Annotated in this window: 14 protein-coding genes, 1 pseudogene and 1 CRISPR repeat array; of the genes and pseudogenes, 9 read left to right on the forward strand and 6 right to left on the reverse strand. The window is 66.9% G+C overall.

Annotated features, from left to right (window positions below):
- Nucleotides 1-151: 151 nt before the first annotated feature.
- Nucleotides 152-1318: a hypothetical protein gene (locus ACOQFL_RS20300; protein WP_435545781.1), complete on the forward strand. Its 1167-nt coding sequence runs from the start codon at nucleotides 152-154 to the stop codon at nucleotides 1316-1318.
- Between the two features lie 717 nt (nucleotides 1319-2035).
- On the opposite strand, the gene ACOQFL_RS20305 is transcribed toward ACOQFL_RS20300, so the two are convergent.
- Nucleotides 2036-2362, reverse strand: a complete 327-nt coding sequence (locus tag ACOQFL_RS20305) for a hypothetical protein (protein ID WP_435545782.1) — start codon at nucleotides 2360-2362, stop codon at nucleotides 2036-2038.
- A gap of 733 nt (nucleotides 2363-3095) precedes the next feature.
- Here ACOQFL_RS20305 and ACOQFL_RS20310 point away from each other — a divergent pair.
- Nucleotides 3096-3320, forward strand: a complete 225-nt coding sequence (locus ACOQFL_RS20310) for an Imm1 family immunity protein (protein ID WP_435545783.1) — start codon at nucleotides 3096-3098, stop codon at nucleotides 3318-3320.
- A 134-nt stretch (nucleotides 3321-3454) separates the two neighbouring features.
- Here ACOQFL_RS20310 and ACOQFL_RS20315 read toward each other — a convergent pair whose 3' ends face one another.
- The 4 genes and pseudogenes from ACOQFL_RS20315 to ACOQFL_RS20330 all read right to left on the reverse strand — a co-directional run.
- Entirely contained in the window at nucleotides 3455-3646 is a 192-nt protein-coding gene (locus tag ACOQFL_RS20315; protein WP_435545784.1) for a DUF397 domain-containing protein, read from the reverse strand.
- A 413-nt stretch (nucleotides 3647-4059) separates the two neighbouring features.
- Nucleotides 4060-4392: a CRISPR direct-repeat array (repeat unit 28 nt; unit sequence GTAGGCCCCGCGCACGCGGGGATAGACC).
- A gap of 110 nt (nucleotides 4393-4502) precedes the next feature.
- The gene (locus tag ACOQFL_RS20320; protein WP_435545785.1) at nucleotides 4503-4694 is read right to left on the reverse strand and encodes a DUF397 domain-containing protein; all 192 of its coding nucleotides are present in this window, start codon (nucleotides 4692-4694) and stop codon (nucleotides 4503-4505) included.
- Nucleotides 4691-5266, reverse strand: a complete 576-nt coding sequence (locus tag ACOQFL_RS20325; RefSeq protein WP_435545865.1) for a DUF5753 domain-containing protein — start codon at nucleotides 5264-5266, stop codon at nucleotides 4691-4693. The genes ACOQFL_RS20320 and ACOQFL_RS20325 overlap by 4 nt, the downstream gene beginning before the upstream one ends.
- Nucleotides 5267-5338: 72 nt before the next feature.
- Nucleotides 5339-5593, reverse strand: a pseudogene (locus tag ACOQFL_RS20330) (helix-turn-helix domain-containing protein); the annotation flags it as partial.
- Nucleotides 5594-5702: 109 nt separating this feature from the next.
- Between ACOQFL_RS20330 and ACOQFL_RS20335 the strand changes: the two are divergent.
- The 3 genes from ACOQFL_RS20335 to ACOQFL_RS20345 are packed head-to-tail and all read left to right on the forward strand — an operon-like array spanning nucleotide 5703 to nucleotide 6606.
- Nucleotides 5703-5927, forward strand: a complete 225-nt coding sequence (locus ACOQFL_RS20335; RefSeq protein WP_435545786.1) for a hypothetical protein — start codon at nucleotides 5703-5705, stop codon at nucleotides 5925-5927.
- A complete protein-coding gene (locus ACOQFL_RS20340; protein WP_435545787.1) occupies nucleotides 5924-6172 on the forward strand; it encodes a hypothetical protein in 249 nt (82 codons plus the stop codon). The genes ACOQFL_RS20335 and ACOQFL_RS20340 overlap by 4 nt, the downstream gene beginning before the upstream one ends.
- Nucleotides 6169-6606, forward strand: a complete 438-nt coding sequence (locus ACOQFL_RS20345; protein ID WP_435545788.1) for a hypothetical protein — start codon at nucleotides 6169-6171, stop codon at nucleotides 6604-6606. The genes ACOQFL_RS20340 and ACOQFL_RS20345 overlap by 4 nt, the downstream gene beginning before the upstream one ends.
- Nucleotides 6607-7437: 831 nt before the next feature.
- Here the strand turns inward: ACOQFL_RS20345 and hisN are convergent.
- On the reverse strand, nucleotides 7438-8220 hold the full coding sequence (gene hisN, locus ACOQFL_RS20350; RefSeq protein WP_435545789.1) for a histidinol-phosphatase: 783 nt from the start codon (nucleotides 8218-8220) through the stop codon (nucleotides 7438-7440).
- Nucleotides 8221-8466: 246 nt separating this feature from the next.
- Between hisN and ACOQFL_RS20355 the strand changes: the two genes are divergently transcribed.
- From ACOQFL_RS20355 to ACOQFL_RS20370, 4 genes are all read left to right on the forward strand, one after another.
- Entirely contained in the window at nucleotides 8467-9141 is a 675-nt protein-coding gene (locus ACOQFL_RS20355) for a response regulator transcription factor (RefSeq protein WP_435545790.1), read from the forward strand.
- Between the two features lie 109 nt (nucleotides 9142-9250).
- Complete coding sequence (locus tag ACOQFL_RS20360) at nucleotides 9251-10519, forward strand: sensor histidine kinase (RefSeq protein ID WP_435545791.1); 1269 nt, start codon at nucleotides 9251-9253, stop codon at nucleotides 10517-10519.
- 188 nt (nucleotides 10520-10707) lie between these two features.
- A complete protein-coding gene (locus ACOQFL_RS20365; RefSeq protein WP_435545792.1) occupies nucleotides 10708-11709 on the forward strand; it encodes a hypothetical protein in 1002 nt (333 codons plus the stop codon).
- Nucleotides 11699-12778 (forward strand): hypothetical protein, encoded by a 1080-nt coding sequence (locus ACOQFL_RS20370; protein WP_435545793.1) that lies wholly within the window; start codon nucleotides 11699-11701, stop codon nucleotides 12776-12778. Before ACOQFL_RS20365 ends, ACOQFL_RS20370 begins: the two co-directional genes overlap by 11 nt.
- The last annotated feature ends 3 nt before the right edge of the window (nucleotides 12779-12781 follow it).

The raw sequence follows: 12781 nt of genomic DNA on the forward strand, positions 1-12781 counted from the left end.
TCGCATGTCAGGTCGACAACCTACCGGTGGTCCCGTCGTTATTCACCAGTCCGTGTTCCTAGGCCGTGCGAATCGAATGCGCGTTCGGCAGAACACCAGTGGTGATCACTGCGGTAGGTTACCGAACGATCATCGTTCGTGAGGGGGATTCATGGTCAAATTCTGGCGTCGTCAGTCACTGCGAAGCGGTGAGACCCAGATCTTCACCGCGAACGCGCTGGTCGTGGTGGCCGCCTCGCTGATCACCGCTTCGCTGGCGCTGGTGCTGGAGGACCTGTTCCCGAAGGATCCGGGCGACGGCTACGTCGTGCTGACGCGCTGGGCAGTGGGGATCTTGGCGCTGTGCGCGCTGCTGTCCGGACTGGCCTGGCGCGCGTGGCTGCACCGGAGGCTGGGCACGCTGTTCTACGTCCACCTGCTCGACGAGTCGATGCCGAACTGGCACGAGCGCTCGCTGCGCGCCGCGCGAAACAGCCGGATGTCGATGCGCTCGGTGGTTCGCTGGGTGGATCTCAAGCAGCGCACCAGCGACGGCGTGATCGACGTCGTGCAACCGTGTCACGAGATCGGCGCGGTGATCGAGGAGGCGATCAACAACGATCGCGACGACACCGGCTACACCGTGGCGCCGAACATGCTCTGGCCTATGGCGCTGACGGTCGGTGCCTACCTGCCGCACCCCGAGAGCCTGCGGCTGCTCGAACTGCTGCCGAACAACACGGAGCAGCAGTTCGCGCTCACCGCGCGGCCTCGTAGCCGCACCAGTGCGGCGTTGAGCCGACTAGAGGGGCGGTCGCACGATCGGGGCAGGGTTGGGGTCTGGTTGGCTTTCGGGGATGCCAGCAAGCACTTCTCCAAGGAGGGGTTCCGGCGGTTCGGTGTGGACGAGCTGCACCTGATCAGTTATCGGGGTGGAATGCCCGAGTCGGGTGGTCCTCCCGATTACTCGGCCGATGAGCTGGGGCACCTGGGTAGCGAGATCGCCGATCACCTGGCGCGTATCAAGGCGGAGGCCGATGATCGGGAGCTCGTCATGATCGCGATGGCGCCCAAGGCGGTCGTGCTCGCCGTGGGTTGGCACCTCTCGCAGCACGAGTGCCGCTTCTTCCACGGCACGCACCTGATGCACTTCGATCGGGACAGCTACAGCTACATCCCGATGCGGGTCCGGGAGTCGCAGCCCACAAGCCCGCCGTGTCCCTCCGAAGTGGACGATTCTGTACGGGCCGACGAGTCCGATCGGAAGCCCGTGCAGCCGAGCGAGGAGCTCGAAACGCGCCCCGCCGAGTCGGAGGCCGAAACCGTCCACGACGGTTGACCGAGGCCGTGTCTTCGTTGGTCCGAGCCGCCCGGCGCGGCGATTTCGTGGGAAATCTACGCCTTGCCCCGAACGAGGAAGGAGCGCCGAATCAGCCGATGCCGCCTCACCGAGTGGTTCTCAACGCGCACTCGCGCTGCTAACATCCCAGCGCAGTGAGTGTAGGCCCCGCACACGCGGGGATAGACCGAACAGTTCTGGATCCTCCTGGTGGCAGGCCCCGTAGGCCCCGCGCACGCGGGGATAGACCCCGCTCTGCGAGCGCGCCAGCCTCGGACTTCTTGTAGGCCCCGCGCACGCGGGGCAAACCATCGCTTCGCCGCCACTCCGGTGGCGGCGGCGATTTCCCGCGAAACCCAGAGCTGTGGGCCGACGATTACGCCGCACCTGGTCGTTACCGAACTCGCGGTTCGAACATCATGAAGCCCGGTGACTGTGTCCGGCAGTCACCGGGCTTCACTGTTCTTCCCCATCCTTCATTGACCGAGTGCCGAGCAGCCTCGATGAACGTGGCAACAGGCGCCTTACCGCCGCGAACCGCGTGTCACTCCGTGAGGAGGTATTCGAGTGCGTCGCGTGGCCTAGCGTGATGCGGCTGGACCACGGGATACGGGCCCGAGGTCTGGCAAGAACCGAGAGAAGTGAAAGGCGAGCGTGTACAGCTGCTGGTCACAGCATCAGGGACGAGTACGTACTCGGCACCTGGAGCCGGCTGAGTCAGCAGCCTGACCAGCTGTGATGTTCGAACTTCCCCGGCTCTTCCGTAAAACCCTGCTGCAGCAGAATCAACGACTCACGACACTGGACCGCTGTCGACATGGCACGCGGAGTGCTCTCGGGGAGGGTTACCCCATGCTCCGCAGCGCCGCTGTTGTGCCGTGCGAACACCAGCGCGAGAGCTCCTATCGTGAGCGCTCCCAGCGGTATCAACGGCAACAGTAGGGTGCACAACACACTCGACGGAGCGCCACCGAGCAGCATCGATGCCGCCAGGATGAGCATCCCTGTCAGCAGCGCGGCACCGAGGAAAGATTTCTCACGCATTCGATTCATCCCGAAGGCCCTAGGAAAACAGGACAATCCCTGATGACGTTAACGCGGCCAAAGCCGAAACGCAAGCTAGCGAAACGATCGCCTTGCTGTGCCCGTTTTTGTCCCGTAAATACAATACGATTATGGCAGCGAGGCACAAAAGGTTGATGAGGAGTAGCGTGGACACGGTGGGCACGACGATCAGCGGCCTTTCGGAGGGGTGGTTTCGTGTTAAGAATGCTGTATAGATTTACCAGACGTTCCGAGCGGCGAACGCGTAGATCGCTGAAGCAACCGCCCAGGTGCATGTTGAGGCTGGCGTCTGCCCAGTCGGTGCGGTCGAGATATTTCCCTGCATGCCTTCGTCGACGACAAGCGGTTGACCGTTGCTTGTTCCGAGGCTGGGGTGTCGTAAGGGGTGGCCATCCCAGCTCGCGCCATTCCGGGGCCTCAGTGGTTGGTGGTGGCAGCAGTGGCCGCGCCGGTTCCGACGATCGAGAAGGTTGTTGCCCCGTCGATGCGGAAGCAAACAACTTGCCAAACGAATATTACTCCAATTTGGGTAATATCGAAACCCGCTGAATTTTCATTGCAAGATCAATGCTTGCAGTGTCCGTATGGGCGGAGCAAGACGCTGTGTTGATCATCACGATGATTCATTTTCGTTCGACGGCGTCCAAGCGGGAGCAAGATTCAGTCAAATCCCTAGAAACGGGATTCGAGTGGAGTAATTGCGATCCGCTGTTTGCTCGAACAAGTTGATAAATTCCCCTGGAAGGGTGAGTTGTACGTCACCCGTAACTCGGATGTTGAGCCTCAGGTGGATCTTCTCACCGATGGTGGTACTCCTAGCTACTTCCCACGTTCCGCTGCTCTGCCACTGGGCGATATCCGCAAAGCTCTTGTCGAGTTCGTCTCCACCGGCAAACGTCCTGCGGGAGTCGATTGGGCATGGTTCGACAGGCTGTGAGGAACCGACGAGTACTCCCTGGAGCGCATGTTCGGTGCGGCCGGTGAGGTAGGCCCAGCGCACGCGGCAGCGTGGACAGTAAAGCGCCTCCGGAGAGCTGAAGTGGTCCGGATGCGCTGCGTTGCTGGTGGGTTTCAGTCGAAGCGGTCGGCCTTCACCGCGTCGATGAACGCCGCCCACTGCTGGTGGGTGGTGGTGAAGTATCCGGCCGAGCGGTTCTTGGTGTCGCGGACGGCGGCGCCGTCGTTGACGCGGCCGATTTCGAGGCAGGCGGACTGTTGTCCGGAGTAGCTCGATTTGCGCCATCCGTCGGGCGATGCGGTCATCGGGAGTTCCCTTCGGTCTCTCGGGCCGACTGGTTCCATGAGCTACTCCGAGTATGCGGGACTCATGGTCGTGCTGCGGGATGACTTTGTCTCGTCACGGCAGAGATCAGCTCGCGAATCTCGCTGTGGATGGAGAGCCGATCAGCGTTGGTGGGTGTCGATTTCTCGCGAAATGTACGAGTGGGGCGCATCCTGTTCTCGTCCGGGATGCGCTGTTGCCACTCCCAGCTGGACTGGTGAGGATTATCTGAGTGAGAGGCGGAGCAGCTGTAACCATGGAAGCGACGGGGCTGCGGTTAGTTGCTGACTATCCAGTGTCGTGAGCGGTAGAACGCGTGTTCCTGTGCTAGTAGGGGTGTTGCCAAGTGGTTCTCAACGCGCGATCGCGCTGCTAACATCCCAGCGCAGTGAGTGTAGGCCCCGCGCACGCGGGGATAGACCCGGGCAATCCCAGACGATCAGCGACACTGACGGGTAGGCCCCGCGCACGCGGGGATAGACCGCCACCCCGGCCGACCTGGCCCGCATCGTCAATGTAGGCCCCGCGCACGCGGGGATAGACCTGCCAAGGATTTCGCGAGCGAAGTCCTTCTCGTATAGGCCCCGCGCACGCGGGGATAGACCCGGCTGGCTGTCGCCACGGCCGTCGAGCTCACAATAGGCCCCGCGCACGCGGGGATAGACCCGTGACTGGCCCGCTCGGCTCCCGCACGGTCACGTAGACCCCGCGCACGCGGGGGTAGACCATCGCGGGGGCCGGCGTCGAGAAGGTCGATCAGGGTGGGCCCTGCGCGCGGGGATCGTAGACAGCAAAAGCGCCTCCGGGTCGCTCCGGAGGCGCTGGGCTGCTGCTGGTTCAGTCGAAGCGGTTGCTCTTCAGTGCGTCGATGAACGCCGCCCACTGCTGGTGGGTGGTGGTGAAGTGTCCGGCGGCGCGGTTCTTGGTGTCGCGCACGGCGGCGCCGTCATGGGTGCGGGCGACTTCGACGCAGTGTGAGTGTTGGTTCGAGCGGCTCGACTTTTGCCAATTTCGGGGGCGTAACGTCATTTCAGACTGTCCTCCAGCTCGGCTATGACACTGGCGATGAGTTCCGTGGAGTCCTCTGGGCTCATCGCTACGTCACGGAGGTTAGCCACCGCGTTCTGATACGCCTCGATCTCCCCGGAGCTACTCAGGAAAGCGTCGGACTGCAGGTGTTCCACGTGCACTACCGGGGCGGCCTTGGCGAACTCGAACAGGAGGAAATGACCTGCGTGTGCCGGAGTCCAGCCGCCGGTTCTGCTGGGGACGACCCGCAGAGTCACGTTGTCGAGCTCTGCCATCTTGGTAAGGTGCCGTAGCTGGTCAGCCATCACCTCGGCACTACCCATCGGTTCACGGAGCGACCATTCGCCGATGAACAAGTGGAGTCGTGGTGGGTTCCGTCGCGTGAGCACGTCGCGGCGTCCGATCCGCATGGTGACGTGTGCTTCGAGCTCCTCGGCGCGCATCCCGCTCGCCATGACCGCTCGTGCGTAGTCGGCGGTCTGCAATGGTCCCGGAATCATGATCGGTGACACGTCCACGATCGAAGTGGCTGTCCGCTCGAACTCGATCAGTGTGGTCAGGTCGGGATTCACCGATCGGTCCCTTGGCTTGATCCAGTTCGTTTCCTCTGTCGCATCGCGTGCCATCGACGCCAACCTGTCGCGTTCGGATTCCGACGCTCCGTATGTCGCCAACAGTGCGACGACGATTTCCGGTGATTGGGGAGTCTGTCCGGTTTCAAGTCGGGCGTATTTCGAGTGATGCCCGCCAAGGCGCTCTGCTACGTCGCGCACGGTCATTCCGGCTTGCTCGCGAAAATCCCGCAATTCTGCGCCAAGGGCGCGTGCTCTGGGCGAAGTACGTTTGGTGCTTGTCATGCGACAAGAGTATGTCGCAGATCCGAAGTTTTGTAGCAGCATCACTCGATCGAATTATTGTTATTGGTGCGTGCGACAAAATACTGTCGCAATGTCAGGGTGAAAGAGAGCGACGACGCTTCGTCGCTCCTGAACGTATGGAGTGTGCGGAATGCCAACCAGTTACGAGGTGCGTCATCCGGGGGTTCGGGTGTGGTGTGGCAATGAGTCGGGCTGGTCGTCGTCGTTGCGGGTGTGGATCTCGCGGTGGACGCCGGAGGTGATTCGGATCGAGACGCCCACGGTCTATAACCGCACGGTGTGGACGGTGGATCAGGCCACTGAGCTGCGGGATGTGCTGCACGCTGCGGTGCGTGCTGGGAGTGAGGCTCGATGACCAGTTATGCGGGCAGGTTGGGCATGTGGCTGGCTCACGAGCAGTGGAAACTGGAACAGGCCTCCTACGACATTCCGGCCCGGCAGGCCACCCCCAGACAGTGCGCCGAACTGGCCGGAATATTGCAGCGGCTCTCCGACGAACTCCGCGACTACGCCGCCGGACTGGCCTTCGGCGGCGGCCAACCGCCGGAATCCGGTTCGATCGACCCCGACGAGTTCCGCAAGCGGGGTGAGGCGGAATGAGTACCCATCCGGCGATGCTGCTGACCACCACCATTCTGCTGGCCGCAACCGCGATCGTGCTGGGAGGGTGGGGCAACCGGGCGAGCTACCGGCCCCGCCACGCCGGCGGCAGCGGCCCGGCCGCCCGCAGGCTGGCCGCACTCCGGCTGGAGCACTATTTCCGCGACGACCACCCCACCACCGAGCTGATCGGCTGGCCACTCTGCGACCCCGACGAGCATCCGCACCTGTTCGGTTTCAGCCCACCGGCCCCGGTAGCGCCGTCACTGACGCCGACACCGGAGTCGCCACCGGCCGTGCCGCATCCCACCAGCCCGACCACCGTGAATACCGCTCCCGCCGTTTCCGCTGCCTCCCCTGATCCCGCGTCGATGGCAGAGCATCCCGAGCTGGCACTCATGCGCCGCGTTCTCGACGGGCTGCACCGCCTCTAGAGACCGCCCGCCAGCGTCCGTCCCCCACGATCCATCTCTCCAGCCCAGACCGGCCCGGAACCGTGTACTCGGCCAACCCCGACATCCGCCGAGACACACCCCGGGCCTCCGGTGGCGGGGCGTCAATTTCCCACGAAATGTACGCACCACCACCACCAAAACCCGCCCGGCCGGGCCTCCCTCCCCGCTCCCACCCGGCCGGGCGGGGACCCCCACACAGCAGACAACAATGGCGGGAACCGCTACCGAACTCATCGCCAATCCAGCGTCCGGAGTGGCTCGCCCGAAGCTGTGGTGTCCGAAAAGGAGTAACCACGTGGTTCTCACAACGCCTTCACACCGCTAGAATCCCAGCGTAGTGAGTGTAGGCCCCGCGCACGCGGGGATAGACCCCAGTACGGGTACCAGCGCTGCGGAGTGATCACGTAGGCCCCGCGCACGCGGGGATAGACCCCGGTCGGCGACTCGCTCCCGGAGGGCGCGCTGGTAGGCCCCGCGCACGCGGGGATAGACCTCGGTCGATCTCCTGCTGAAGATCGTGGGTGTAGTAGGCCCCGCGCACGCGGGGATGGACTCACTGGTGAGTCGCTCAGCTTGGAGTCGCGTAGACAGGCCCCGCACAAGCGGGGGAGAGCTGCGGGCTCACGCAGCTATCGGCGCGCGGGTAGTGCTCATTCCCATGGAACAGCGAGCGCTACCCGGCGATGTCTCGCCGCTCCGATGCGCTGTGTGCCGCACTTGCCCAGCGTACTGCGCACCCAGCGCGGCGCCGCCGCCGATCAGCTGCCCGTAACCCCGCCCGGCAAGCTGCCCCGGTAACCAACCAGCCCCTCAACCGTCAAGCGCGCGCAGCGCTGCCTGGTGCAGCGCGCCGTTGGAGCTCAGCGCGTTGCCCCCGTCGAAGCGCGGCTCGCCGGCCAGGTCGGTGAAGCCGCCCCCGGCCTCCTCGACGATCACCTGCGCCGCCGCGAGGTCCCAGGGGTTGCCCAGCGGCTCGGCCGCCAGATCTATCACTCCCTCGGCCACCAGGCAGTGGTGCCAGAAGTCCCCGAACGCGCGACTCTCCCAGCAGTTGTCCACCAGTCGCAGATAGTCCGCGCGCCGCCCCAGCTCGGTCCAACTGCCCAGATTCGTGGTGGAGACGTAGGCGTCGCCCAGCTCGGCCACCCCGGACACCGAGATCCGCTCCGCTTCCCCCTCGGCACCGACCCGCCGATACGCCCCCTCGCCAGCGGCGGCCCACCAGCGTCGCCCCAACGCCGGAGCGCTGATCACACCGATCACCGGCGAGCCGTTCTCGACCAGCGCCAGCAGCGTCGCCCACGCGGGCACCCCGCGCAGGAAGTTCTTGGTCCCGTCGATCGGGTCGATGATCCAGCTGCGCCCGGCCGTGGCACTTCCGCCGCGCTCCTCGCCAACCACCACGTCGTCCGGGCGGTGCTCGGCCAGCTCCGCGCGCACCGCGTCCTCCACGGCCACATCCGCGTCGGTCACCGGAGTCCGGTCGGGCTTGCTGGTGGTCCGCAGATCGGCCGCCTGGAACCGGGCGGTGGTGATTTCGTCGGCACGGTCGGCCAGCCGCTGCGCCAGCTCGTGATCGGTAACTGCGCTCACGCCCGCAGCCTATAGACCACCGCCATTGCATCCACTCGGCGGTGCCACCGGTGCCCCGCCACCGCTTGAGTCCCGCAGCGTCCAGCACCGCACCCCAGCCCCTACCCCTCACATCCCCGGCTACCCGACCGGCGGGGCGTCAATTTCCCACGAAATCGCCGCGCCCGTGAGGGGAACACCCCGCGCTCGGTGCGCGCGTAGCGACACACCGGTTCGGGGACTCCGAGTGCAACTAGGCTGGGACCCGTGAGCGTAGTGCTGCTGGCCGAGGATGACCCAGCCATCGCGATGCCACTGTCCAGGGCGCTGCAGCGGGAAGGCTACTCGGTGCGGGTGCTGGAGGACGGCAACGCGACGTTGCGTGAGACCTGCGCGGGAGGTGTCGACCTACTGGTGCTCGACCTCGGGCTTCCCGGGATGGACGGGCTCGAGGTGTGTCGCAGGCTCCGCGCCCGTGGCAGGGGGACGCCGGTGCTCATGCTCACCGCGCGCACCGACGAGGTGGACTTCGTCGTGGGGCTGGACGCCGGTGCGGACGACTACGTGGCCAAGCCGTTCCGGTTGGCCGAGCTGATGGCGCGCATCCGCGCGCTGCTGCGGCGCAACTCGCCCGAGACGCTGGAGGCGGGCGGCGTCCGGCTGGAGCTGACCGCCCGGCGGGTGTTGGTCGACGACGAGGAGGTCCAGCTGGCCAACAAGGAGTTCGAGTTGTTACGCGTGCTCATGTGGCACGCGGGGGAAGTGGTCACGCGGGAGGAGATTCTGGAGCAGGTCTGGCCCGAACCCAGCCGCAAGGGCAGCAAGACGCTGGACATGCACATCTCCTGGCTGCGCCGCAAGCTCGGTGACGGCCATTTCCGGGCCGCCGAGCAGCGGATCGCCACCGTGCGCGGGGTCGGTTTCCGGTTCAACACCGACTGAGCCCGCTCGGCGAACAACCGGAAGCGGACCTCCCGCGCCACCATCCCCGTGACCTGGGGTGGTTCCGGCGCGGAATCGCCCCGACAACCCGATCGGAAAAGCCCACCCCATGCGTAAACGACTGCTGCAGGCGACCCTGCTGGCCGTCGCGGTCACCGCGTTCGTGCTCGGTATCCCGCTCGTGGTCAGCGCGCTGAAGCTGGTCGAGGACATCACACGCGGGGACTTGGCCGGCAGGGCGCAGCAGATCGCCACCCGGCTCGACGAGCAGGTCGCCGCCGGTGAACCGATCGAGCTGTCCAACGTCCGGCTGGTGGTGCCCGATGACGCCAGGCTGACCGTCCGGATCAGCGACCGCACCTACACCTACGGCACGGACCCCGGCGAGGATCCGCTGGTCGAGACGGTCTCGATGGTGCAGAGCGGCACCGTGCGGCTGGCCGTGCCCAGCTCCCCGGTACGCACTCAGCAGATCCAGGTGGCGGGCGGCATCTCGCTGCTGGCGGTGCTCTCGGCCGCCACCGGCGGTTTCGTCGCCATCGTCACCGCGCGCAGGCTCGCCGATCCGCTGCGCCACGTGGCCGACCGGGCCAGCCGGCTCGGCGCGGGGGACTTCCGACCCGACCCCAAGCGGCACGGGGTGCCCGAGCTCGACCGGGTCGCCGACGCGCTCGACGCATCCGGTGCCGCGCTCTCGCAGCTCATGCAGCGAGAACGCGAGCTGGTCGGCGACGTGTCGCACCAGCTGCGCAGCAGGCTCACCGCGCTGCAGCTGCGACTGGAGGCACTGGCAGAGACCGAGGACGAGGAGACCGCCGAGGAGGCGGGTGCCGCGCTGGAGCAGGCCGAGCGGCTGTCCGGGGTGCTGGACGACCTGCTCGCCGCCGCCACCGCCGCCCGGGCGCGGGACGCCGAACCGCTCGACGTCTCCGCCGAACTCTCCGGCGTGGCCGAGGAGTGGCGTGAGCAGTTCCGTTCCCAGAGCCGCACGCTGCGGCAGCGGATTGAGAAGGGGCTACTGGCCAGGGCCACCCCGGCGCGGCTGCGCGAGGCGCTCGGGGTGCTGCTGGACAACGCGCTGCGGCACGGGGAGGGAACCGTCACGTTGTCCGCCAAGTACGGCAGCGGAACCGTGCTGGTGCAGGTGGCCGACAGCGGCAGCGGCGTTCCCGAGGAGCTGGCGCCGCACGTGTTCACCCGTGGTTTCTCCGGTGGCGGTTCCACCGGGGTGGGGCTGGCGCTGGCGCGCGCGCTCGTCGAGGCCGACAGCGGCAGATTGGAGTTGAGCCGCCCGGCAACCTTCGAGATCTACCTGCCGGTGGCCAGGGCCGACGACGTGCTCGGGGTTCCCTGGAAGACCGACTCCACACCGCGTTGAGCCCAGATCGCGTTGATCCGGTAGCCCGACCCGCCCGGAACACCCTCCGACTCACCGATCGATCCGGGGCGGCGGGATGTAATCACCGCCATCGGCTCGCCGTTTTCGGCCTTGTCCGCGAGCCACGGTTGTTACCGTCGCGATGATCTTTCTCGCGGAGGTGGCCCGATGGCGAAGCGGAACCGTGCATGCGGGTGAAGCTGGTTGTCAGCGGCCTGCTGCTGGGGGTGCTGAGCGCGTTCGCGACGTGGGCGACGTACTGGTCGTTCGAGGATTACAGGGAGACCACTTACGAGTTGCCGGGCACGGTGACCACGCTGTCGCTCGGCCGCGGGCCGCAGGAGGTCGAACCGGTGGCCCGGCCCGAGGCGACGGTCGAGCTGCGCGAGTTCCTCGCCGAGCGCTCGCTGGTGCTGGTCGTCGTTCCCGCCGTCGACGGCCCGCCCCGGTTGGTGGTGGCCGATCCCGCGGGTGCGCTGCCCTGGTACGCCCCGCCGAATCCCACGGGTAAGCACGAGCCGGGTCGGGCGCGGCGGGGCTACGCCTTCCAGGGCAGCTACTCGCAACGTCAGTGGCGGCGGGGCAGCTCCCCGACGCTGGTGCCCGATGAGATCGAGATCGTCGGCACGATCTCCCCGCCCGAGGGTGCCGGTGATCTGCAGTACGTGCGGCCGCTCGGCGAGTACCCGCTGCCGTCCGGCCAGTACCTCGTCAACACCGACGATCCCGGCGAGCTGGCCGAACTCCGGGACATCGCTCATCGCGCCGGTCTCGCGGACTTCTCGACCGAGCGTGTGCCGCTGTGGGAACACCTCCGCGACGACCCGTTGGTCGGGACGACCGGCGCGCTGCTGGGGGCCGGGCTGTCGGCCGCGGTGTTGTTCTGGACGTTGGGGTTGCGCGACCGGGCCGGTGAGTTCGTGATCCGGGTCCGTCACGGCGCCACCCGCGCCCGGCTGGTGCGGCAGGTGTGGCCGCGCGGCCTGCCGTTTCAACTGCTGGGGCTCGCGCTGGGGGTGGCGATCACGGGAGTACTGGTGTCACTGGTCGGTCTCCGGCCGCCTGATCGGGCCGACTGGCTGGTCATGGCCGTCGCCGCGACGGGCGGGCTGCTACTTGCGGCACCCGCGTGGCTGCTGGCCACCGTGCTCGGAACCCGAGTGCGAAGCGAGGTGGGCCGTGCCGGGTGAACTTCGGGGTGGTATCCGGATGGCGCTGCGGCGTTGGCCCACCATGCTCTCGCTGGCCGCCATGATCGCGCTGGCCTGCGTGGTGCTGGTCGTGCTGCTCGCCGACGTGCTCGTCCAGTTCAAGGCGCTGCGCGGCGGCCACGAGCTGCGCGAGCGCGGCGCGGTGGTCTTCAAGCCCTACTACGGATCCCCCGGTGTCACCTCGGTGCCCGATCGTGCGGTCGCCGACCTCGTCGAGCTGATCCGCCAGGAGCGTGCCTACACCGCCGTCGTCAAGAACGCGCGCGTCAATGATCCCCAGTTCGCGGGCGGAACCCCGACGGTGCTGTTCATCGGTTCGGAACTGGAGCGGACGGTGCCCGACCTCGATCTCTGCCAACCGGCGCCCTGCGCCATGCGCGGTGCCGAGGTGAGCCCACCGGTCGAGCCGGTCGAGATCGCGGGCCACACCTTCACCGACTTCGAACGGCTGCCCCACTCCGCCACCCACTTCGAGACCCATCTCGGGGCGGTGCCGCTGGACGAGCGGGTGGTGCTGAACCTGCCGCGGGGGAGCCTGCCCCGGCTCAACCGGATGGAGCGTGAGGAGGCGATGTCGCGGGCGGTGCTGCTGGACGTGAGCGAGTCCGAACTCGACAGCTACCTCGCGGGCAACGCGGTGGGCGAGCTCTACCTGGTCCCGCACCGCGTCGCGGTCGACCAGCCGAAACGACTCTCCGGGATCATGGTCGCCTCGACGATGTACGTCGCGGGAACGGCGGCTTTCCTCGCGCTCGTGCTGCTCGCGTTCGCCGCCACCGCGCGGCGGACGTTGCATCGGGAACGGGCGGTCTTCGCGATCCGGCGCACCCACGGCGGGAACAGTGGACACATCGCCGCACGGCTCGCCGGGTTCGTCGGCGTCGTGGTCCTCCTCCCGCCGCTGCCGCCGCTGGTCGGGCTCCTGCTGCTCGGCGGCCAGCTCGGATCGGCGGCGGGATGGATGGCGGCGCTGGTGGTGGCGCTCTTCCTGGGGCTGTGGGCCTGGACGGTGAAACAGCAGCGCGGACACGAGCTGAAGGGCCGGTGAGCC

It is taken from the genome of Actinopolyspora sabaoui, from assembly GCF_051225635.1.
GTDB lineage: Bacteria > Actinomycetota > Actinomycetes > Mycobacteriales > Pseudonocardiaceae > Actinopolyspora.

Coding starts and splice junctions, on each gene's coding strand:
- ACOQFL_RS20300 (WP_435545781.1), top strand. CDS start 152: ATGGTCAAATTCTGGCGTCGTCAGTCACTGCGAAGCGGTGAGACCCAG.
- ACOQFL_RS20305 (WP_435545782.1), bottom strand. CDS start 2,362: ATGCGTGAGAAATCTTTCCTCGGTGCCGCGCTGCTGACAGGGATGCTC.
- ACOQFL_RS20315 (WP_435545784.1), bottom strand. CDS start 3,646: ATGACCGCATCGCCCGACGGATGGCGCAAATCGAGCTACTCCGGACAA.
- ACOQFL_RS20320 (WP_435545785.1), bottom strand. CDS start 4,694: ATGACGTTACGCCCCCGAAATTGGCAAAAGTCGAGCCGCTCGAACCAA.
- ACOQFL_RS20335 (WP_435545786.1), top strand. CDS start 5,703: ATGCCAACCAGTTACGAGGTGCGTCATCCGGGGGTTCGGGTGTGGTGT.
- ACOQFL_RS20340 (WP_435545787.1), top strand. CDS start 5,924: ATGACCAGTTATGCGGGCAGGTTGGGCATGTGGCTGGCTCACGAGCAG.
- ACOQFL_RS20345 (WP_435545788.1), top strand. CDS start 6,169: ATGAGTACCCATCCGGCGATGCTGCTGACCACCACCATTCTGCTGGCC.
- ACOQFL_RS20360 (WP_435545791.1), top strand. CDS start 9,251: ATGCGTAAACGACTGCTGCAGGCGACCCTGCTGGCCGTCGCGGTCACC.
- ACOQFL_RS20365 (WP_435545792.1), top strand. CDS start 10,708: ATGCGGGTGAAGCTGGTTGTCAGCGGCCTGCTGCTGGGGGTGCTGAGC.